We start from the raw sequence: 20,030 nt of genomic DNA on the forward strand, positions 1-20,030 counted from the left end.
TCTATTAATAACTTACCAAAATTGACATTCAATTGTCAACGGAAACGTCATGAAATAAAGTGAAACTTTTAGCAGAGGTGATTTTCCCACCGCTAATTAGTTGAACCAATCGAGCTCTAACAGACGGTTCCCCTCGCTTCACTTCTTTGTACCGTCCGTTAGAGCAGGGGAAATGAAACTTTTTACCAATCGCTTTATACCAAGTTAATCCATTAAAAATGATTGAAACACTTCATTCCCGAGTAGCTTTCCTTTTCTTGTTAGGGAGACGTGTGTATTTGCTTCCTCAAGCAATCCATGTTTTTTATTATCGAGCAACTGCTTCCCAAATATTTCATTCATCTCTACGCCAAATTTCTTCATAAATTCTAACTTAGAAACTCCTGCTGTTTTTCGCAATCCTAAAAATAACTCTTCTTCCATTTGTTCTTTTCTTGTTACTTCATGGATATCTAAATACGGGAATCCTGTCTCATCAATTTTGGAGAAGTATTGTTTCAACGGTCCAACATTTTGAATCCGTTGACCATTTACGTAACTATGGGCTCCAGCTCCAAAACCATAATACGCTTCATTATTCCAGTATGTGAGATTATGTCTACTTTCATAGCCTTCTATTGAAAAATTACTAATCTCATACTGTTTATAACCATGTTTCTCCATTTCGTCCATCACAATTTCATACATTTTTGCTTCGTGATCTTCTCCTGGAAGTCTCAATTTCCCTTTATTCATTAAGTTATAAAAGACCGTTTTCGGTTCAACAATAAGGGAATACGCAGAGAAATGTTGTACACCAAGTGTGAATGCAATTTCCAACGTTTCTTTTACATCTTCTATCGTTTGTGTTGGCAGTGCATATATTAAATCGACATTAATATTTGTAAAACCAACTTCCTGCGCTTCATGAATCGCTAAGAATGCATCTTCCTTCGTGTGTCCGCGCCCAATTTTCTGTAACAATTCATCTCGGAAAGTTTGAACACCAAAACTAATCCGATTTACACCGCCATCCAGTAGAAGATTTAATTTCTCTTTTGGTAAATCTCCCGGATTTGCTTCAAAAGTTATTTCACAATTCGGCGCAAATGGACGTAAACGACGATTAATAATAGCAAGTAGTTTTTCTGTCTGTTCCATATTTAGTGCCGTTGGCGTTCCACCGCCAACAAAAATCGTCTTCATGTTCTCAAATGGTACTTTTTCGACTGTATTTATAATTTCTTTCTCTAAGTATTGTAAATATTTATCAACCGGCTGACGTTCAATAAATACTTTGTTAAAATCACAATAGTGACAAATATGCTGGCAAAATGGGATATGAATATATGCAGCTTGTATCAAACTATGCTCCTACCTTTCTAAAAAAAACCACACTTCAGAGGCTTATTTACTTCTATAACCCTGTGCGAATTTGTTCCATTCGCATTTTCCCCCAATCATACATCATTTCAACGATTGGTAAAAGTGTCATGCCTAGGTCCGTCATAGAGTATTCTACGCGCGGAGGTACTTCCGGGTACACAGCACGATTAATAATTCCATCTTCTATTAATTCTTTCAATTGATTGGACAATACTTTATGTGAAATATTTGGAAACAAACGTTGTAACTCACTAAAACGATGGGATCCCTCTACTCCTAAATGCCACAAAATCACAACCTTCCACTTTCCACTAATAATAGAAAGCGTCAATTCCTTCTCACAATTAAAATCACCATTTTGAATTTTATCTTGAATTTCTTTTCGAATGTTCTCAGACATCGACAGTCTCCTAACTTTCAGCATACTAACAAAAAGAAGCCGTACAAACGGCTTCTTTTTGTTTTATTAATTATCATCCATTTTCAATACAGCCATAAATGCTTCTTGTGGTACTTCTACAGAACCAACAGACTTCATACGTTTTTTACCTTCTTTTTGCTTATCAAGAAGTTTACGTTTACGAGAAATGTCACCACCGTAACATTTTGCAAGTACGTTTTTACGCATCGCTTTAATTGTAGAACGCGCTACAACTTTGTTCCCAATCGTCGCTTGAATAGGTACTTCAAACTGTTGCCTTGGAATTAACTCTTTTAACTTTTCTACGATTACTTTACCACGGTCATATGCAGAATCACGATGCACAATGAAAGATAAAGCATCCACATTTTCGTTATTTAATAAAATATCCATCTTCACAAGTTTAGACGGTTTATAGCCGATTAACTCGTAGTCAAATGATGCATAACCTTTCGTATTAGACTTCAATTGATCAAAGAAGTCGTATACGATTTCAGAAAGTGGAATTTCATATGTCAACGTAACACGTGTTTCATCTAAGTATTGCATATCAAAGAATGTACCACGTTTCCCTTGGCAAATTTCCATTACAGCTCCAACGTAATCGTTCGGAACCATAACAGTCGCTTTTACAAATGGTTCTTCCACACGATCGATTGTTTGAGGATCCGGCATATTAGATGGGTTATCTACAATCATCTCGTCTCCATTTGTTAAATGCACTTTGTAAATAACGCTTGGTGCAGTTGTAATTAAATCAATTTTAAATTCACGCTCAATACGTTCTTGAATAATTTCCATGTGAAGTAATCCTAAGAATCCACAGCGGAAACCAAATCCAAGTGCTTGAGATGTTTCTGGTTCAAACTCAAGAGCAGAATCGTTTAATTCTAGCTTTTCTAACGCATCACGTAAATCATTATAACGTGCAGAATCGATTGGATATAAACCACAGAATACCATCGGGTTTAATTTACGATAACCTGGTAACGCTTCTGCAGCTGGACGTTTTGCATGTGTAATTGTATCACCAACACGCGTATCGCCTACGTTTTTAATAGATGCTGCTAAGAATCCTACATCACCTACTGTTAACTCCTCGCGTTGCGTTGTTTTCGGTGTGAATACGCCTACTTCCGTTACTTCAAATTCTTTACCAGTCGCCATCATACGTACTTTATCGCCAACTTTTACTGTACCGTTTACAACACGGATGTAAGCAATCACACCACGGTATGGGTCATATAAAGAGTCGAAAATCATACATTGCAACGGTTCTTCAGAGTCCCCTGCTGGAGCTGGTACTTTTTCAACGATTTGCTCTAAAATCTCTTCGATTCCGATACCAGCTTTCGCTGAAGCAAGTACAGCTTCTGATGCATCTAAACCAATTACGTCTTCTACTTCTTGACGTACGCGCTCTGGATCTGCACTTGGTAAATCAATTTTATTAATAACCGGTAAAATTTCTAACTCGTTATCAAGTGCTAAATATACGTTTGCTAACGTTTGCGCTTCAATCCCTTGCGCTGCATCGACAACAAGAATCGCACCTTCACAAGCCGCTAAACTACGAGATACCTCGTATGTAAAATCGACGTGTCCTGGTGTATCAATAAGGTGAAGGATATACTCTTCGCCGTCTTTCGCTTTATACGTTAATTGAACTGCATTTAATTTAATTGTAATTCCACGCTCGCGCTCTAAATCCATAGAGTCAAGTAATTGAGCTTTCATTTCGCGCTGTGTTAACGCGTTTGTTTTCTCCAAAATACGATCTGCCAACGTTGATTTTCCGTGATCAATGTGAGCAATGATAGAGAAGTTACGAATTTTGGACTGCCTTTTTGCTCTTTCTTCTTTATTCATCTATGTTCTCAACTCCTAATAGTCTCGCCAATATACACTAGCACTGATTATATCAATACAACAGCAAAGATTCAATGAAAACTCGTGCCATGTGAAAGACAAATCATCCTGTTTTTATCATATGCAAGTAAAGTATAAGAGACAAATCTTTTTCCAACAGAAAAACGGTTGTCTTACAATTAAGATAAGACAACCGTTTTTTATTCTTCAAATTGGTAAAAAATCTCTTTTATCTTTCCAATTATTGTGTCTGTGCTAAACCGAGCAATATTTTGAGTGAATGATGCAAGTCCTCTCCCAAATCCTTCTATAACATTAAAGCTCTTCAGACCTTCCAGCTGCTTTTGCTTTTCAATAGCCGAAAACACCCCTCCTAAAATCTCTGTCTCAACGCTTCCATTCGCTGTTCCTGTCATGTGAGCAATTTGTTCATACGTTGGATTACGATAACCCTTCATACTTTTTAAACCATAGTTCGTGATTCCCATACCAACGAACATGACAAAAAGAAAGAGAATGACAATACTCATACACCGGAGCGTAAATCGACTCAAATTTGTTCGCTCCTTTTCGTCAATGCGTGTATGCTCCTGTATTATCTTGATCGACCTGATGATGCAGCGCCGCATTTAAACCGCTCGCGATTACATTTGCCATATCTTCAATAAATGCATCCACTTCTTTTGGTGTCACCATTAAATTATGACCAAGTGGGGCTAATACTTCATATATCAATTTTCGCTTTTCTTCGTCTTCTAACGTGCCTACTGCTCCTAAAAACATATTTCGGCTTTTTTCATCCGGCATATCTTCTTCCGTTAATTTCTTCTTTTCTCCAAATGTAAAACCAGCTGGTAATAAAGAACGAGACGGCTTGTCTCCTACTTTCAGTTCACGTCCAAAATGCTTTAAAATAAAATCAATTGTATCACTCGTAATCGAAACCGCATCAACAACTGTCGGAACACCAATTGCGATAACGGGGATACCAAGCGTTTCTTTACTCAACTCTTTTCGTTTATTACCCACGCCAGACCCTGGATGAATACCTGTATCTGAAATTTGTATCGTACTATTTACGCGTTCAATGGAACGTGCAGCAAGGGCGTCAATTGCAATCACAAAATCCGGCTTTGTTTTTTCAATGATGCCGTAAATGACATCACTTGTTTCAATACCTGTAATCCCCATCACACCTGGTCGAATCGCACTGACGGGCCGAAACCCTTCTTCTACACTTTCAGGCTGTAACTTAAATAAATGGCGCGTCACAAGCACATTCTCTACAACGATCGGTCCCAGCGCATCCGGTGTTACATTCCAGTTCCCTAATCCAACAATTAAACAGCTTGCTTCCTTGTTAATTCCAATTTCTTCTAATAAATAAGAAAACTCTTTCGCAAAAATACGTTCCACTTTTTTCTGCAATTCTGTATCTTGTTGACGAATCCCTTGCACTTCAAGCGTTAAATAATTTCCAGGTTTCTTGCCCATTGATTCAGAAGCACTCTCATCAATGATTACTTTTGTAATGATAATTCCTTCTTCTTCTCGCTCTTTTACAATAACGCCTTGAATTCCCGTTTGTTCTTGCTGACGTTCTTGTAACATTTGATGCGCCTCTACTGCAAGGTCTGTCCTAACAGCATATTTACTTAAATCCAATGGTTCTTTCATCGTATCTCCTCCGCGATTAATAGTAAATATCGTTAGATTTCCCAAAATTATATACAGTCATTCTTTCCCTTACATGAAATTTCATTGATCTCACTATTGCAATTATCTTCTCCGTTTGATAGAATATCACTTGTTCTATGTAAGTATCGAGTCACTCGATCGCACCAGGGAGGTGAAAAGTATGGCAAACATTAAATCTGCTATCAAACGCGCTAAACTTAGCGAAGAGCGTCGTTCACATAACGCTTCTATCAAATCTGACATGCGTTCTGCTGTTAAAACTGTAGAAGCTTTAGTTACTAATAACGATCTTGAAACAGCTAAAGAAGCTTTCAAAACTGCTTCTAAAAAACTTGACAAAGCAGCTCGTAAAGGTCTTATCCACCAAAACGTTGCTTCTCGTCAAAAATCTCGCTTAGCGAAAAAAGTAAACGCGTAAGGCGTTTAAAAACGATCCATTTGGGTCGTTTTTTTATTTATCCCGTATTAACAGTCAGTAATATCCCCACCTTAAATTTCGGCAGGAAGCAAAGAAGTTAGGTGAGGGATAATGATCAGCAGGGAATGAAGAAAACTCCATTGTATTCCCCTCTCTTATTTACACCAATCTGTTCCATGGCATAGAAAAAAGTCCACACAACGAATGGCATGAACTTTTTTTATTTTATCCAGCTATGGCAGCTAGAATCTCCGGCCATTTCACACTCTTGATCGAAGCCAAGAGCGCTTCTCGGTCGAGTGCTCCAATGACCTGCGATTCTGAGCGAACTGCCTCCGCTTTTATTTTATCCAGCTATGGCAGCTAGAATCTCCGGCCATTTCACACTCTTGATCGAAGCCAAGAGCGCTTCTCGGTCGAGTGCTCCAATGACCTGCGATTCTGAGCGAACTGCCTCCGCTTTTATTTTATCCATTTTGATTTAAACGCATTAAGAAAAATTCTAAAACAAGTTTCTTGTCCATTTTCCCCGTCTTCATACTATAATCTGCTTCAGCTAACTCAAAAATCACTTTTTTCAATTCTTCAAATGAGAAGAATTTCGTTTGATTCATCGCTAATTTCACTCGGTACGGATGGACACCAATATGTGAGGCAATTTGATTTTGTCCATATCCGCGCTGTTGCAATTCTTTCACTTGATACAATAAGCGAAATTGACTTACCAATAATGCCAATAGTTTAATCGGCTCCTCTTGCTGCGTAAACAATCCGTCTAAAATTTGCATAGCACCAGCAATATCTTTTTTTACTACTTTTTCTGTTAAAGCAAATACGTTTTGTTCGACTGATTTTGGCACAAGCTCTGCCACGAGTTTTGTCGTAATTTCACCGCCCATACCAACATAAAGGGTCAACTTATCCATTTCCTTCGACAGCATCGTTACGTTGCCCCCTACAAGCTCTAAAAGTAAACTAACGGCTGCTTCCTCTATATGAACATGCACTTCGTCTGCACGGGCTACAATCCATTTACGGACATCCTGTACTTGCATCGCATTTGCTTCCACTACATCAGCTGTTTTCTTTAATAATTTCGTGATTTTTTTGCGTTCATCTAGCTTTTCATATGGAGCGACAAATACAACAATTGAAAAGGGAGATGGTTCAGCAATATACTCCTCTAAAATCTTTATATTTTGTTCTAATTTTTCTTTTTGTGATGTTAAAAATAACGGAGACTTTATAAGTATTATTTTGCGCTCTCCAAAAAAAGGAAGCGTTCGTGCATCCTCTATCACGTCTTCTAAGTACGCTTCTTCTAAATCGTACGTTACAACATTAAACTCTCGATCCTCTTCAGCCAATGCTTCAGATGTTACAAGCTTTATCGTTTCATTTATAAAATACGCTTCTGTTCCATATAATAAGTACAATGGTGCAAACTGCTTTTTTTTAATTTTCTTATGTATATCACTCATACTTTTCCTACTCCCTAACTCAACAATATATCTTTATACTAATGCGGTATCTTTCGTTTTACAAGTAAGTACAAAGGAACAGGCGCTGTTACCTGCCCCTTTATCTATATAAAACGCCACTCAATAAGCCCCGGGAATCTTATTGATGAGCGGTGACCACCTTACTTGTATTATTTACAGTAGTTGTATAAGTATAAATGCCAACTGTTAACACACTTGGAAGTTAACTATTATTTTGCTAATAAGTCGAGAAATGTATCTTCCATCATTGTAGATTTTTTTATCTATACGGATCGTTAGTGAAATAAATGAAATTTCGGTTCACTATTCGTACGGAATGCATTCCTTTTTTTCAAATGAATATGTTCTATATTATCTTCATATGGAAATTGTAGATTTTTTTCTGACAATATTTTATACTAAAATGGAATGTTGGGGGAGGGATTCTAAATGAATGAATTTGAACAAAACGTTCAAAGCAAACGCAATGACGCTATTGATTCAGGGGTAGGTTTTATCGTTTCATTTGGTTTTTTCGCAACACTTTTTATTATTGCTACAATTATTAAATTTATTGGTTCTTAAAGTGCGTGTTCAAAAAGGAGGATACGGAGTGTAGATTGCGCTACATGAGTACCGGACTTTTTGAACTTCATCTTAAAGGTTGCTAATAGCAGCCTTCTTTTTTACTATGCTTCATCCTATGTCAATTTACTGTGAAACGTTCCCCGTTCTCCTTGAAAAATATATACAATAGCCCCTTGCTCATCGGTTCGCCATACATCAATGCCCCTTTCCACAAGACGCTCTAAAACTTCCTGATGCGGATGACCATAGCGATTCCGATCTCCTACCGAAATAATCGCTTTTTGCGGCTGAATATGATCTAAAAAAACGGATGACGATGATGTTTTACTCCCATGATGACCCACCTTTAAAATATCAGCTTGTAACTGTGGATACTGCTCTATGAAATTTTTTTCTCCTTTTTCCTCTAAATCCCCTGTAAACAGCCATGTGAATCCACCTAATTTGGCCTGTAACACAATCGATGTATCATTATCTCCCTTCTCTCGTCCTTCTGGTAATAAAACAGAGAACAATGCTCCGCCCTCTCGCCAACTTTCCCCTTTCCCTACAATTTTCGTCCGTATATGCTTTTGCTTGGCAAACCGCTTCAATTCCTTCTCTAGCGGTGTTTCTGCTATCTTCGTTCCAAATACAATCTCTTCCACAGCGATAGACTGTACTAACTCTTTTGCTGCTCCCATATGATCAGCATCCCCATGCGTTACAATTAGCTTATCAATCTTTCTAACACCTTCTTTTTGTAAAAACGGAAGGAGTATATCATGTCCAACAGAAAACTCATGCTTTTTCTTTTGCCATTTTTCTTTTTTTATCGGAAGGGTTCCCCCTGTATCAATGAGATAGACCCCCTTTTCATACGGCAAACGGATCAAAATCGCATCTCCTTGTCCAACATCAATAAAAGTAACACTTCCACTGGCACGAAAATAAGAAGAGATGTAATGACATATACTGATACAGAGAAAAAGACTCACAAAGAGAAGCCGAAATTTCTTCCCAATCAATCCTTCCCAAAAAATGAATACACAAATAATACTAAAACAATATACAGCCACAAGGAACGGAGGGGGTTGCCCAAAAATAAGACGGATAAACGGGAGGGTTTCACAATACTGAAGAACATCATTTGAAAACGTTAAACACACTGATAATCCATGCGCAATCCATGTAGATACAGAGGGGACAACTAACATACAAACAAGAATAACAAGGCAACAAGGCAACACAAAACAAGATAAGAACGGGACATATATCATATTGAGAAGAACACTGTATGGGGAAAAATAACCGAAATGATATAATAAAATAGGAGTACTAGCAAGCTGTGAAATAACCGAAAGATAGATTGCATTTCGAATGAGGCCATTTTCACGATGTAAAAGCCGACTCGCTGAAAGTAATAGTGCAAAACTACCAACAAACGAAAATTGAAATCCAATATCAAATAACACATAAGGGTTATATAAAAACATCAGCATAGCCGTTATACTAAGGGCATCTAAGCTTGAAACACGAACAGAATGCATCAATGTAGCTAATAACATTACCCCCGTTACAGAGGCTCGTACGACAGATGGAGAAGCCCCTGCTAAAAACATATACAAAGGAATACAAACAATGAGGCAAATCGTGGTCATTTCCCGTGTCATTCCGATTCGCAGTAAAATAAAATACCCAATTGCAATTAGCAGCACAATATGCGAACCTGAAATCGCCAAAAGATGGATAAGACCAAATTGTTGATATTGTTCTTCTACTTCAAATGACATCAGTTGCCGATCTCCAAATACTAAAGCATTCATAAACGCTCCAGTTTGTCCGGGGAACATTTCTTCAACCGATGAAACCGCGCTTTGCCGCATTGAAAATATCCACTGCATAAACGTTGAAGATTCTTGCACACAATTTGAAATCGCTCCCGCCTCAAATAAAAAATGAATCTGTTGCTTGTATAAATAATCACGATAGTCAAACCCATAAAAATTCCGTGCCTGCGGTGGTTCCTTTAATTTCCCATTGAACGTACAGCTCATGCCAATCCGCAACTGCTTCAAGCTTTCTTTTTGTTCATACGACTGTATTTTATAAAAGAGTTGCAACGTATCTCTATCACTTACCTCTATTTGAAAAGAAAGTCGATCACCGTTTATCAGAGGGGATGTTTGAATAACACCTTTTACAGTTTCACTGTTTAAAGATTGTCGAGGATGGTTTTTCCTTTCTATATATGAAACGTAGAAAGAACTAACTATATATGTGAGGATACATATAAGGAGGACTTGACGAGAATTTCGATATATACAAAACAGGATATAACAGCCAAACAAACTCATATACAACATTGAAAATGAGGAACAGGCTGTTGCAATCCCTATAGCAAACGAAATTGCAACATACCCCCATTGTCCACGCAACTCATACTCCCCCCTTACAGAAGATGTTTAGAAAGTCCGGTAAAGATAGCTATCGCATTTCTTCGTTACGTCACCACTCCGGTACTCATGTATATAAATCCATTTTGATTTTTCGACATATAAGCCGCGGCTATGGATAACAAAAGGTGACCTGCACTCGTTTTCTCTCTTTGTTTTCACTATGTCTGGGCAGGAAAAGGATCTGACCGCTTCTATGCATGGCCGGATGCTCTCTTTCACCTAAAAAGAAGGGTTTTATGTCGGTTTTTTAATTTGTATTTATATAGTTCAATCTACACTCTGTATCCTTCCGGCTTCCGCGCCTCGAGCTACTCGGCTCTCTTTATCCTCCTTTTTGAACAAGCACTTACAGCATACCCTTTGCTTTAGCGAATACTTGTTGTAATTCATCCATTGTAAGATCATCTTTCTCTAAAGATGCAAAAAGTTCTTTTACTTGTATAATACGTTGTTGCTGTTCTAACGTTGTAATATCATATTCAAGCGGGACATGCTTCACTTCTACATTTGCTTGCTGGAATAATTCAACAGCATACGGATGGTTTTTATAGTCTTGCGCATAATACACAGCCGTAATACCACTTTGAATAATCGCTTTACAGCATTGCAAACAAGGAAAATGCGTGACATAAATTTCTGCACCTTCTGTTTTTGCACCAAATTTAGCACATTGCAACAGCGCATTCATCTCCGCATGAATGGTACGGACGCAATGATTATCAATGACATAACAACCATCGTCTATACAATGCACACCACCTGTAATTGAACCATTATATCCACCTGCAATAATTCGCTTATCACGAACAATTGTCGCCCCTACCGCAAGCCTTGTACATGTGCTACGCAGTGATAACAAATGGCTTTGCGTCATAAAATATTGATCCCAAGAAATTCGTTCCATATCTTCACCTACTTTTCCATCTACTTATAAAGGAAGTTCAAAAAGTCCGGTAAAGATAGCTGTCGCATTTCTTCGCTACATCGTCACTCCGGTACTCATGTAGTCCAATCTACACTCCGTATCCTCCGGGCTTCCGCACCTCAAACTACTCGGCTCTCTTTATCCTCCTTTTTGAACACGTACTTGTAGTGTAGCGAAAGAGGAAAAAGTTCGTCAATCTTTTATGGAATAATTATTTGATCTTTTATTTTTTCAAGAGACTTTTCTCCGATTCCATCCACTTCCAATAAATCTTCTACTTTTTGAAACGGCCCACGCTGCTCACGATATTTCATAATATTTTCTGCTTTTCGAGGTCCAATACCCGGTATTTTTTCAAGCTGCTCTTTTGATGCAGCATTAATTTGAATTTTCTCCTCTTGTTGTGAAGACGGACTAGTTCCCTGTACCTGATCTCCTTTTTTCGGAACATAAAGTAGCATTTGATCTTGAACGACCTGCGCTAAGTTCACCTTTGCTACATCTGCTTCTGGTAAAAAACCTCCTGCTTTTTCAATGCTATCCTTTACACGTGCTCCAGTTTGCAACTCATATACGCCTTCACGGTGCACAGCTCCTTTTATATCAATCATAATTGTTTTTTTCTGTTGTTTTGACTCTTCTAATTTCAATTTACTTTTCTTCTCTTCAGCCTTCTCATTTGTTTCCAGTTTTACGACTTGCTGCTTAGGTTGGTGCTTTGTCTGCCATATAAATAATAAAAAAACTACTCCGATAGCCCCTAATAAAGCAAACCACTTCTTTTGAAAATTCATCATCATTTTATACCTCCAATTCATAATTTCACAACATGATTCATATTGTTTAGGAGAAAGATGTTACGAAGGAGGGGATGAAACATTGAACATAGGAATCATAGGGACAGGGAACATGGGGAACATACTCATCGATGCATGCTTGGAAACCCGTGCTGTCAAGCCTTCGTGCCTTACTATTATTAATCGTACGCTCGCAAAAGCATATCATATAAAAGAAAAATATCCTTCTATTCATATAGCAAAGACGATACAAGAAGTAATTGAGCGTTCACAACTTATTTTCATTTGTGTAAAGCCTTTAGATATATATCCGATTTTGACAAAACACGCCGCTCATTTTACAAATGAAAAATGCCTTGTTTCTATTACAAGTCCAATATCAGCTTCTCAATTAGAAAAGATTGTACCGTGTCACGTAGCACGTATTATTCCAAGCATCACCAACCGAGCGTTCTCTGGTGCTTCACTTTTTACATTTGGAAAAAACTGTTCAAACGAATGGGAACAAAAGTTGCTTCGTTTATTTAAAAATATTTCCACCCCTATTGTGATTCGAGAGGATATCACACGAGTTTCATCTGATATCGCAAGCTGTGGACCTGCATTCTTCAGCTATTTATTACAATGTTTCATCGATTCTGCTGTAGACAAAACCAATATTACCCATGAAGAAGCAACTACTTTAGCAAGTGAGATGATTATTGGGATGGGGAAACTACTAGAAAAAGGAATTTTCACATTACCAACTCTGCAAGAGAAAGTATGCGTAAAAGGCGGTATTACCGGAGAAGGGATTCGCATTTTAGAAGATCACGTTGGAGATATGTTTGAGAAGTTATTCGAGCGGACACATGAAAAATACGATGAAGATATAGCAAAGGTCGAAAAGCAATTTAATAAGCACACGTAAATAATACGCCATGATTATACAAAATCCTCTTATTGATTCTTATCTTTTTTCACAGTACATTTCGTTTTAACATTTTTTTATATTTTACATGCATCTTTTTCAACTCTTTCTATACGTAAATTGACATATTCCACTCTAAACAAAAAAGCAACCAAATTGGTTGCTTTTTTGTTTAGCCGTTCTTTTTCGCCATAAAAAAGATTCGTTCTGTTTGTTCTGTTACTTCCGTGCGTTCAAAATCACCCGTTACACGAAGCACTGTAAATCCAACTTCTTCAAGCCATTTCGTCAGCAATTCAACAGAATATGCACGTTGCATATGAAATTCATCAAAACGATGATACACTCCCGCCTCTTGATCCTGCACAAAAAATGTAAGATCATGTTCAACACTATTTGGCTCTTCACCAGGGAAACAATTCCAAATAAGAGCAACTTCTTCACCATTCACTGTATATGTTTCATTTTGAAACACATGATGAATTTTATAAAATGAGTGTACATCAAACAAAAACAAACCATCTTTTCGCAAATGATGAAACACACGTCTAAACGCTTCTTGCACATCTTCCTCTTGCAATAAATAATTTAATGAATCACAAAAAATCGTCACACAATCAAACTCACCCGGAACATCCAGTTCACGCATATCTTGTTGATAAAAGGGAATAAAGTGCCCTTCTTCCCCAAGCTTTTGTTGTGCAACTGTTAACATTTCTTCCGAAAGATCAACGCCAATGACGTCATAACCTTCCTTGACAAGTGGAAGCGTTACATTCCCGGTTCCGCAAGCTACATCAAGAATTTTCACGTCTTTCATCCTTGCCTGCCGTAAGCTTTCCTCAGTGAATTCTACCCATTTATCATAGGGAACATCGTTCATGAGCTCGTCATATAGCAAAGCAAATTGCTCGTATCTCATTGGCTTAACTCTTTTGTAATATCTTCACGTGGTACATCGCCCCATAGACGTTCTAAATTATAGTGATTACGCTCATCCTTATGGAATACATGCGCCACTACATCACCAAGGTCTACTAAAACCCAGCGTGCTTCATCGAAACCTTCCATACGTTGCACATCAATTTCAAACTCATGTGCTTTCGCTTTAATTTCACGAGCAATCGCTTGTACCTGTTTATCTGAATTCCCATGGCAAATAATGAAATAATCCGCAATCGGCGAAATACCTTGCATATTTAATACAACCATATCTTCTGCTTTTTTATCATCAGCTGCTTGTGCTGCCAATACTAATAGTTCTTTATCTTTCATTCAGTAATTTCCTCCTTTAGGGCCGCATTGTATGTTTGAAATGTTAACGGATAAATGGTTTGATCCTTTTCCATTAAAAATTGAATCGTGCGCTTTAATGCAAATAATAATGCTTTATTTATATCTTCACGCGCCAATTTACGTGCTTCTTCAACACCTGGAAATTTACGACCCGGTTCAATATAATCCGCCACATAAATAACTTTATCAAGCATCGTCATACTTTCATGACCGCTTGTATGATATGTAATGGCTTGTAAAATTTCATGATCTGTAATACCGACTTCTTTTTCTACTAAGTATGCCCCAACCGGAGCATGCCATAACTCTTTATTAAACTGAAGTAAATCTTTTGGCAATTCTTCTCGTTTAATAATGTCTTCCATTTCTTGAATCGGTCTACATTTTGCATAATCATGAAAAATAGCAGCCATCTCTGCTTTTTTCTCATTAACACCATATAGCTTCGCAAGTTCAATTGCAGTTTCCATTACGCCAATTGTGTGAATATAACGCTTTTCATGCATTTGTTGTTTCACAATTTCAAGTGCTTGCTTACGATCCATACAACCCATTCCTCTCAATATATGCCTGTACTTGTTTCGGAAGCAAATACTTGCACGTTTTCTTCTTCACAAATCTTTCACGTAAAAGCGAAGAAGAAACGGCAAATTCCGGAATCTCTATTGTGACAATTTGATAAGGCGTATGCAATGTATAACCCGGTCTCGCAACCCCAACAAATGTTACGAGCTGGAGTAATGCATCGATGTTATACCATTTTGGTAAATACTCCACCATATCTCCGCCAATAATGAAATAAAACTGTATGTCCGAATGCTTCTCAGTCAATTGTAACATAGTGTCATACGTATAGGATGGGCCCTCACGGTTCAGCTCTTCTAAACAAACGGAGAAATGATCCTCTTGTTCAATTGCTAACTCTAACATGTTCAATCGATTTTCTACACTTGTAATACTGCGCCCCTGTTTATGAGGCGGAATTTGATTTGGTAAAAACCAAACTTCATCAAGCTGCAATGCATCGTATACCTCATTTGCAATCAACAAATGTCCATGATGCGGCGGATCGAATGTACCGCCAATGATTCCAACCTTTTTCAAAGGAAACTCCCCCTTCTACCTCGCATTAACAGGCAGTAAGACCCCACCTCAAAATTCAAGATATATAGGGGATAACTGCATGTTAAAGCCCGATTGGTTCAACTAATCATCAGGGCATCCCCTGATGAAAGTTTCACTTTATCCCGCACGTAACGGGCATGGATTGTGGAAACGATCTATACACATTCAATCCGGAAAACTTTCCCTTTATGGAAGTTTGATTTGTTTGTTTTCTCTTGACTCTTTGTATAAAACAATTGTGCCTCCAATTACTTGTACAATTTCTGCTCTTGCCCCTTGCGCAAGTTCTTCTGCAACTTCATGACGATCAAATTCACAGTTTTGTAGTACACTCACTTTGAATAGCTCACGAACTTCTAATGCTTCTCCAATTTGTTTTACCATATTTTCATTTACGCCGCCTTTTCCTACTTGAAAAATCGGTGTTAAGTGATGTGCCTTCGCACGTAAAAATCGTTTTTGTTTTCCTGTTAACATATATTTAGCCTCCAAGCTTTTTCGTTACTAGTTGTTTCATTCGTTCAATGTCTGGTAAGCGTCCTGTCCACATTTCAAACGCCAGTGCTCCTTGATAAACAAACATATCAATTCCATTTTGTACAATTGCCCCCTGCGCTCTAGCATCTTGCAGTAACTTTGTCTCTAACGGATTATAAATAATATCCGAAACAATTGCTCCTTGTTTGAGAGAACCAATTTGCAGAGGGGTATTTTTTACATGTGGATGCATACCTACCGTCGTTGTATGAATGATAATATCATAATTCACTTGCTCTTGTGTTGCTTGCTCTAAAGAAAGAGCATGCGACCCAATATTCGTTTGACATCCAGCAATAAGCTGGGCTGCCTTTTCCACTGTACGATTCGCAATATCAATTTCTTTTACACCTGCATCTATAAGTGAAAAATAGATAGCACGGCATGCGCCTCCTGCACCAAGTAATAAAATACGTTTTTGGTGCAAGGGCTCTTTACTAATAGATTGTAATGAACGTACATAGCCGATTCCATCTGTATTATAGCCGATTAATTTTCCGTCTTTATGGAGCACTGTATTAACAGCACCAATTTGCCCTGCTAACGGATCAATGTTATCCAAGTACTCCATGATAGAAACTTTATGCGGAGTTGTTACATTAAAGCCCGAAACTCCTAATGCCTTCAACCCTTTCACCGCTTCTGCCAACGCATTCTCTTCTACGCGAAACGCGTGATAATGAGCATCTATACCGCAATATTGAAACGCATCGTTATGCATGAACGGTGATAATGAATGTCCGATTGGATTTCCAATTACGCCATATAATTGTTTCATAAGCTCTCTCCAGTTTAAATTAAAGATTTACGTAATGAAACACTAACTCCTTTTGGTACATGCGCTACAATTTTCGCTCCTGGCTCGTTCACAGTAACCCAGCCTAATCCAGAAAATACAACATCTGTTTTCGGCTCACGAATATTAAATTCGTATTTCACAAGCCCAGGCATGTTTTCTAGTTCTTCTGGAGTTGGTGGATTTAATAATTCTCCAGCATGTTTTTCATATAGTTCATCTGCTTTTTCAAGCTTCGTACGATGAATTGGTAGACGGTTTGATACGTGGCAAGTGAATGCACGGCGACCACCACTTATATAATCAAACCTTGCTAATCCGCCGAAGAATAATGTTTGCTCTTCGTTTAATTGGAACACCATCGGTTTAATTTCTTTCGTTGGTGTAATAAGCTTTAAGCTTTCTTTTCCAACGTAATGTGCCATTTGATGATGATTAATAATACCCGGTGTATCAAATAAAGAAGATGTCTCATCTAATGGAATATCAATTAAATCTAGCGTTGTCCCAGGGAAATGAGAAGTTGTAATCACATTTTCTGTTTCCTCACTAAATTCTTTGATCATACGATTAATAAATGTAGATTTCCCAACATTTGTACAACCGACAACGTACACATCTTTTCCATCACGATACTGTTCAATCGCATCAGCAAGTTCGCGAATACCCAATCCTTTTTCTGCACTAATTAAAAAAACATCTTCTGGTTTCAATCCAAGTTGTTTTGCACTATAGCGCATCCAATGTCTTACTTTATCGGACTTTACCGATTTTGGAATTAAATCTGCCTTATTTCCGACAAGCAACACTTTGTTGTTCCCTACAAAACGATGTAATCCTGGTAACCAGCTACCATTAAAATCAAAAATATCTACAATTTTAACAACGAGTGCATCCGATTGTCCGATACCATTTAAAATGCGTAAGAAGTCGTCATCTGTTAAAGACACATCTTGAATTTCATTATAGTGCTTTAAGCGAAAACAACGCTGACAAATGACTTGTTCTTTCTCTAAAGACGAAGCCGGTGCATAGCCTACTTCATTTTTATTTTCTGTTTGAATTTCTATACCGCAGCCAATACATTTAATTGTTTCAGTCAAACTTTATTCCTCCCAGTGAATTAAACCTTTTTTCTTCATATTTCTCATAATTCTTCGTTCAATTTTCCGATTAAAACGTGTGACTAGCCCATCTGTTTGTGCAACTGGTACAACTAAAATCGTGTACAAACCAACTCGATTGCCGCCAAGTACATCCGTTAACAGTTGGTCTCCGATTACAACAACCTCATCCGCCTGTAAATTCATCTCTTGAATTGCTCGTTTAAAAGCACGAACAAGCGGTTTACGGGCACTATGAATAAAAGGAATACCGAGTGGATCTGCAAAGTCTTTTACACGTTGCTCGTTATTGTTCGAAACAACAGTCACTTGAATGCCCTGCTCTTTCATTTCCAAAAACCATTGTTTCAACTGTGGTGTTGCATCGGGACGATTCCATTCAATTAAAGTGTTATCTAAGTCAGTAATAATCCCTTTTATCCCGCGTTCTTTTAAGTCTTCTGGTTGAATATGATATACGTTTTTCACGTATTCATTTGGTAAAAATAGTTTCAATTTCTTTCACCTCTTTGAGGAGTTTTATAAAGTGAAACTTCCATTTCGAGAGCGATTTTCTCTCAAAATGGTTAGTTTCACCAATCGGGCTCTTACAGGCAGCTATTCTTCTCGAGCCTTTCAACACTACTGCCTGTTAGAGCAGGGAAAAATTTTTCGACAACATTTTTCGATAGCTTGCTTGTGGATAAAATTGTACACATTTTCCACACTCATTTATCAGTTAATTATGAATTTATTAACAATTCATACACATCTTATCCACGACACTGTGTGGATAACCACCTGTTTGTGACAACAAAAGATTTTTGATACAGTAGATGCAACAAAGAACCTATCCTTTTCGCAGGAGGTGGCTCACCTTGAAGGCAAAACATATGGAACAGTTATCTACGGAATTACTCACTGAGTCTTATTATAAAGCAAAAGAACTAAAATTAAATCCCGACTTCATTTTACTTATAAAACAAGAAATTATTCGGCGATCATTAGAGGACAAGCTTGTTAAATCGTCTTAAGTACATATAGATTACTGCTTCACTTGTAAAAAGAGCCATCTCTGAGATGGCTCTTTTATAAAGTGAAACTTCCATCTGTGGGAGCTCTTCATCAACCACGGATGGTTAGTTGAACCAACCGGGTACTTATGGGCAGTTATCTCCCACCTAACTTCTTTGATTCTTCATAAGCTGGCGGTAGGAATTTTACTGCCCGTTAGTATGGGATAATCGAGTTGCGATTTTTTCACCAACACGAACTTCTTGTCCACTCGTTAGTGTTGAATCAGCTTCAATCATCTCTTTTTCAAACAGTAATACAACTGTTGATCCAAATGTAAAGTATGCCATTTCTTCACCTTTTTGAACAGTACTTCTCTCATGAAGAAGCTCGATACTGTTTACAAACATAGCGCCTACCTTCACAAGAGCCATATGTTTCCCTTTACTATCTACCTCAGTTACAGAACGATAATTCTTTGACAACGGTTCTTTTCCATATTTCATGCCTGCTTCATTAACAGGATATGATTTTCTACCAAGTACAAAGCGCTCTGTCACAGTACCCGAAAGCGGACTATGAATGCGATGATAATGACTGGGGCTTAAATAAATAACCATGTATGTACCACCTGCATATCGCTTTGCTCGGCTCTCATTACCTAGCATATCCACAATAGAATAACGCTTGCCTTTAATATCGAATGTTTTCGTCTCTTCAATCGGCCCATAGTCAGCAAAAACGCCATCAACAGGACTTACAATACTAGATACATCTGCATCAATGAATCGTTTTCCCTCTTTTAACTTACGCGTAAATAATTCATGCAGTGTTCGATACTCTTTTAAATCCTTCTCCATCTCATCTTGCTGAAGTTGAAATACTTTTGCATAGGATGAAATGATAATCGAACTCAAACGAGACTGTGCAAATTTGCGCAGTACATAAGAAGTAAAACGTCCATTGGTAAGTTCAATCATGAATCGATATAACGTACGTCGCAAACCGCGAACCCTCCTAATAAGCCTTAATCTAACACTTAAGCTTAGTTTCCCCTTCTTTTCTTTCTATATCATAAAGTGAAACTTCCATAAGTGGATGTTCTCCCCACCTATGGTTAGCTGAGCCAATCGGGCTTCTTAAGACTAAATGAATTCCAATTAGCCTTCTTAAATTCTTTAGCACCTTTTAATATTACAGATAGAGCCCATCATTTTCAACAGTGAACAGACATTTCTTATAGGAGTTT

Annotated in this window: 22 protein-coding genes; 4 read left to right on the forward strand and 18 right to left on the reverse strand. The window is 37.8% G+C overall.

Annotated elements, in window-relative coordinates; all coding sequences use genetic code 11:
* Positions 1-204 precede the first annotated feature (204 nt).
* From hemW to gpr, 5 genes are all read right to left on the reverse strand, one after another.
* Positions 205-1,344, reverse strand: coding sequence for a radical SAM family heme chaperone HemW (gene hemW, locus QUF99_RS22660; RefSeq protein WP_289373064.1), 1,140 nt, complete (start codon positions 1,342-1,344; stop codon positions 205-207).
* A 52-nt stretch (positions 1,345-1,396) separates the two neighbouring features.
* The gene (locus tag QUF99_RS22665) at positions 1,397-1,765 is read right to left on the reverse strand and encodes a winged helix-turn-helix transcriptional regulator (RefSeq protein ID WP_289373065.1); all 369 of its coding nucleotides are present in this window, start codon (positions 1,763-1,765) and stop codon (positions 1,397-1,399) included.
* 66 nt (positions 1,766-1,831) lie between these two features.
* A complete protein-coding gene (lepA, locus tag QUF99_RS22670; RefSeq protein WP_289373066.1) occupies positions 1,832-3,655 on the reverse strand; it encodes an elongation factor 4 in 1,824 nt (607 codons plus the stop codon).
* A gap of 200 nt (positions 3,656-3,855) precedes the next feature.
* Positions 3,856-4,284 carry a DUF3679 domain-containing protein gene (locus tag QUF99_RS22675; protein WP_483298615.1) on the reverse strand — a complete coding sequence of 143 codons (429 nt, stop codon included), beginning with the start codon at positions 4,282-4,284 and terminating at the stop codon, positions 3,856-3,858.
* Positions 4,229-5,332 (reverse strand): GPR endopeptidase, encoded by a 1,104-nt coding sequence (gpr, locus tag QUF99_RS22680; protein ID WP_289373067.1) that lies wholly within the window; start codon positions 5,330-5,332, stop codon positions 4,229-4,231. Before gpr ends, QUF99_RS22675 begins: the two co-directional genes overlap by 56 nt.
* 181 nt (positions 5,333-5,513) lie before the next feature.
* Here gpr and rpsT point away from each other — a divergent pair, with 181 nt between their 5' ends.
* Entirely contained in the window at positions 5,514-5,771 is a 258-nt protein-coding gene (gene rpsT, locus QUF99_RS22685) for a 30S ribosomal protein S20 (protein ID WP_286121997.1), read from the forward strand.
* 467 nt (positions 5,772-6,238) lie between these two features.
* Here rpsT and holA read toward each other — a convergent pair whose 3' ends face one another.
* The gene (gene holA / locus QUF99_RS22690; protein ID WP_289373068.1) at positions 6,239-7,252 is read right to left on the reverse strand and encodes a DNA polymerase III subunit delta; all 1,014 of its coding nucleotides are present in this window, start codon (positions 7,250-7,252) and stop codon (positions 6,239-6,241) included.
* A 450-nt stretch (positions 7,253-7,702) separates the two neighbouring features.
* Here holA and QUF99_RS22695 point away from each other — a divergent pair, with 450 nt between their 5' ends.
* Positions 7,703-7,837 (forward strand): YqzM family protein, encoded by a 135-nt coding sequence (locus QUF99_RS22695; protein ID WP_001001652.1) that lies wholly within the window; start codon positions 7,703-7,705, stop codon positions 7,835-7,837.
* 116 nt (positions 7,838-7,953) lie between these two features.
* On the opposite strand, the gene QUF99_RS22700 is transcribed toward QUF99_RS22695, so the two are convergent.
* From QUF99_RS22700 to QUF99_RS22710, 3 genes are all read right to left on the reverse strand, one after another.
* On the reverse strand, positions 7,954-10,257 hold the full coding sequence (locus QUF99_RS22700) for a DNA internalization-related competence protein ComEC/Rec2 (RefSeq protein ID WP_289373070.1): 2,304 nt from the start codon (positions 10,255-10,257) through the stop codon (positions 7,954-7,956).
* A 367-nt stretch (positions 10,258-10,624) separates the two neighbouring features.
* Positions 10,625-11,182 carry a ComE operon protein 2 gene (locus QUF99_RS22705; RefSeq protein WP_289373072.1) on the reverse strand — a complete coding sequence of 186 codons (558 nt, stop codon included), beginning with the start codon at positions 11,180-11,182 and terminating at the stop codon, positions 10,625-10,627.
* A gap of 221 nt (positions 11,183-11,403) precedes the next feature.
* On the reverse strand, positions 11,404-12,003 hold the full coding sequence (locus tag QUF99_RS22710) for a helix-hairpin-helix domain-containing protein (protein ID WP_289373074.1): 600 nt from the start codon (positions 12,001-12,003) through the stop codon (positions 11,404-11,406).
* Between the two features lie 79 nt (positions 12,004-12,082).
* On the opposite strand from QUF99_RS22710, the gene comER reads away from it, so the two are divergent.
* Complete coding sequence (gene comER / locus QUF99_RS22715) at positions 12,083-12,910, forward strand: late competence protein ComER (RefSeq protein ID WP_289373076.1); 828 nt, start codon at positions 12,083-12,085, stop codon at positions 12,908-12,910.
* Positions 12,911-13,082: 172 nt separating this feature from the next.
* On the opposite strand, the gene QUF99_RS22720 is transcribed toward comER, so the two are convergent.
* From QUF99_RS22720 to QUF99_RS22755, 8 genes are all read right to left on the reverse strand, one after another.
* Positions 13,083-13,832 carry a class I SAM-dependent DNA methyltransferase gene (locus QUF99_RS22720; protein WP_289373077.1) on the reverse strand — a complete coding sequence of 250 codons (750 nt, stop codon included), beginning with the start codon at positions 13,830-13,832 and terminating at the stop codon, positions 13,083-13,085.
* Entirely contained in the window at positions 13,829-14,185 is a 357-nt protein-coding gene (gene rsfS / locus QUF99_RS22725; protein WP_286122004.1) for a ribosome silencing factor, read from the reverse strand. Before rsfS ends, QUF99_RS22720 begins: the two co-directional genes overlap by 4 nt.
* Positions 14,182-14,751, reverse strand: coding sequence for a bis(5'-nucleosyl)-tetraphosphatase (symmetrical) YqeK (gene yqeK, locus QUF99_RS22730; RefSeq protein ID WP_289373079.1), 570 nt, complete (start codon positions 14,749-14,751; stop codon positions 14,182-14,184). The genes rsfS and yqeK overlap by 4 nt, the downstream gene beginning before the upstream one ends.
* Positions 14,741-15,310: a nicotinate-nucleotide adenylyltransferase gene (locus QUF99_RS22735; RefSeq protein ID WP_289373080.1), complete on the reverse strand. Its 570-nt coding sequence runs from the start codon at positions 15,308-15,310 to the stop codon at positions 14,741-14,743. The genes yqeK and QUF99_RS22735 overlap by 11 nt, the downstream gene beginning before the upstream one ends.
* 207 nt (positions 15,311-15,517) lie before the next feature.
* Positions 15,518-15,808, reverse strand: a complete 291-nt coding sequence (yhbY, locus tag QUF99_RS22740) for a ribosome assembly RNA-binding protein YhbY (RefSeq protein WP_286122007.1) — start codon at positions 15,806-15,808, stop codon at positions 15,518-15,520.
* Between the two features lie 4 nt (positions 15,809-15,812).
* A complete protein-coding gene (aroE, locus tag QUF99_RS22745; RefSeq protein ID WP_289373082.1) occupies positions 15,813-16,646 on the reverse strand; it encodes a shikimate dehydrogenase in 834 nt (277 codons plus the stop codon).
* A 14-nt stretch (positions 16,647-16,660) separates the two neighbouring features.
* Positions 16,661-17,767 carry a ribosome biogenesis GTPase YqeH gene (gene yqeH, locus QUF99_RS22750; RefSeq protein WP_289373084.1) on the reverse strand — a complete coding sequence of 369 codons (1,107 nt, stop codon included), beginning with the start codon at positions 17,765-17,767 and terminating at the stop codon, positions 16,661-16,663.
* Positions 17,768-17,770: 3 nt separating this feature from the next.
* Positions 17,771-18,283, reverse strand: a complete 513-nt coding sequence (locus tag QUF99_RS22755; RefSeq protein WP_289373086.1) for a YqeG family HAD IIIA-type phosphatase — start codon at positions 18,281-18,283, stop codon at positions 17,771-17,773.
* 362 nt (positions 18,284-18,645) lie between these two features.
* Here QUF99_RS22755 and sda point away from each other — a divergent pair, with 362 nt between their 5' ends.
* On the forward strand, positions 18,646-18,801 hold the full coding sequence (sda, locus tag QUF99_RS22760) for a sporulation histidine kinase inhibitor Sda (protein WP_286122011.1): 156 nt from the start codon (positions 18,646-18,648) through the stop codon (positions 18,799-18,801).
* 186 nt (positions 18,802-18,987) lie between these two features.
* On the opposite strand, the gene QUF99_RS22765 is transcribed toward sda, so the two are convergent.
* Positions 18,988-19,785, reverse strand: coding sequence for a phosphatidylserine decarboxylase (locus QUF99_RS22765; RefSeq protein ID WP_289373088.1), 798 nt, complete (start codon positions 19,783-19,785; stop codon positions 18,988-18,990).
* Positions 19,786-20,030 lie beyond the last annotated feature (245 nt).

Source organism: Bacillus sp. DX4.1 (genome assembly GCF_030348195.1).
Classification (GTDB): domain Bacteria; phylum Bacillota; class Bacilli; order Bacillales; family Bacillaceae_G; genus Bacillus_A.

Excerpts from the sequence above, each read along its gene's own strand:
- QUF99_RS22720 (WP_289373077.1), bottom strand. The coding sequence starts at position 13,832 with ATGAGATACGAGCAATTTGCTTTGCTATATGACGAGCTCATGAACGAT.
- QUF99_RS22665 (WP_289373065.1), bottom strand. The coding sequence starts at position 1,765 with ATGTCTGAGAACATTCGAAAAGAAATTCAAGATAAAATTCAAAATGGT.
- yhbY (WP_286122007.1), bottom strand. The coding sequence starts at position 15,808 with ATGTTAACAGGAAAACAAAAACGATTTTTACGTGCGAAGGCACATCAC.
- rpsT (WP_286121997.1), top strand. The coding sequence starts at position 5,514 with ATGGCAAACATTAAATCTGCTATCAAACGCGCTAAACTTAGCGAAGAG.
- QUF99_RS22675 (WP_483298615.1), bottom strand. The coding sequence starts at position 4,284 with ATGCGGCGCTGCATCATCAGGTCGATCAAGATAATACAGGAGCATACA.
- lepA (WP_289373066.1), bottom strand. The coding sequence starts at position 3,655 with ATGAATAAAGAAGAAAGAGCAAAAAGGCAGTCCAAAATTCGTAACTTC.
- holA (WP_289373068.1), bottom strand. The coding sequence starts at position 7,252 with ATGAGTGATATACATAAGAAAATTAAAAAAAAGCAGTTTGCACCATTG.
- QUF99_RS22695 (WP_001001652.1), top strand. The coding sequence starts at position 7,703 with ATGAATGAATTTGAACAAAACGTTCAAAGCAAACGCAATGACGCTATT.
- aroE (WP_289373082.1), bottom strand. The coding sequence starts at position 16,646 with ATGAAACAATTATATGGCGTAATTGGAAATCCAATCGGACATTCATTA.
- QUF99_RS22705 (WP_289373072.1), bottom strand. The coding sequence starts at position 11,182 with ATGGAACGAATTTCTTGGGATCAATATTTTATGACGCAAAGCCATTTG.
- rsfS (WP_286122004.1), bottom strand. The coding sequence starts at position 14,185 with ATGAAAGATAAAGAACTATTAGTATTGGCAGCACAAGCAGCTGATGAT.
- QUF99_RS22710 (WP_289373074.1), bottom strand. The coding sequence starts at position 12,003 with ATGATGATGAATTTTCAAAAGAAGTGGTTTGCTTTATTAGGGGCTATC.
- gpr (WP_289373067.1), bottom strand. The coding sequence starts at position 5,332 with ATGAAAGAACCATTGGATTTAAGTAAATATGCTGTTAGGACAGACCTT.
- yqeK (WP_289373079.1), bottom strand. The coding sequence starts at position 14,751 with ATGGATCGTAAGCAAGCACTTGAAATTGTGAAACAACAAATGCATGAA.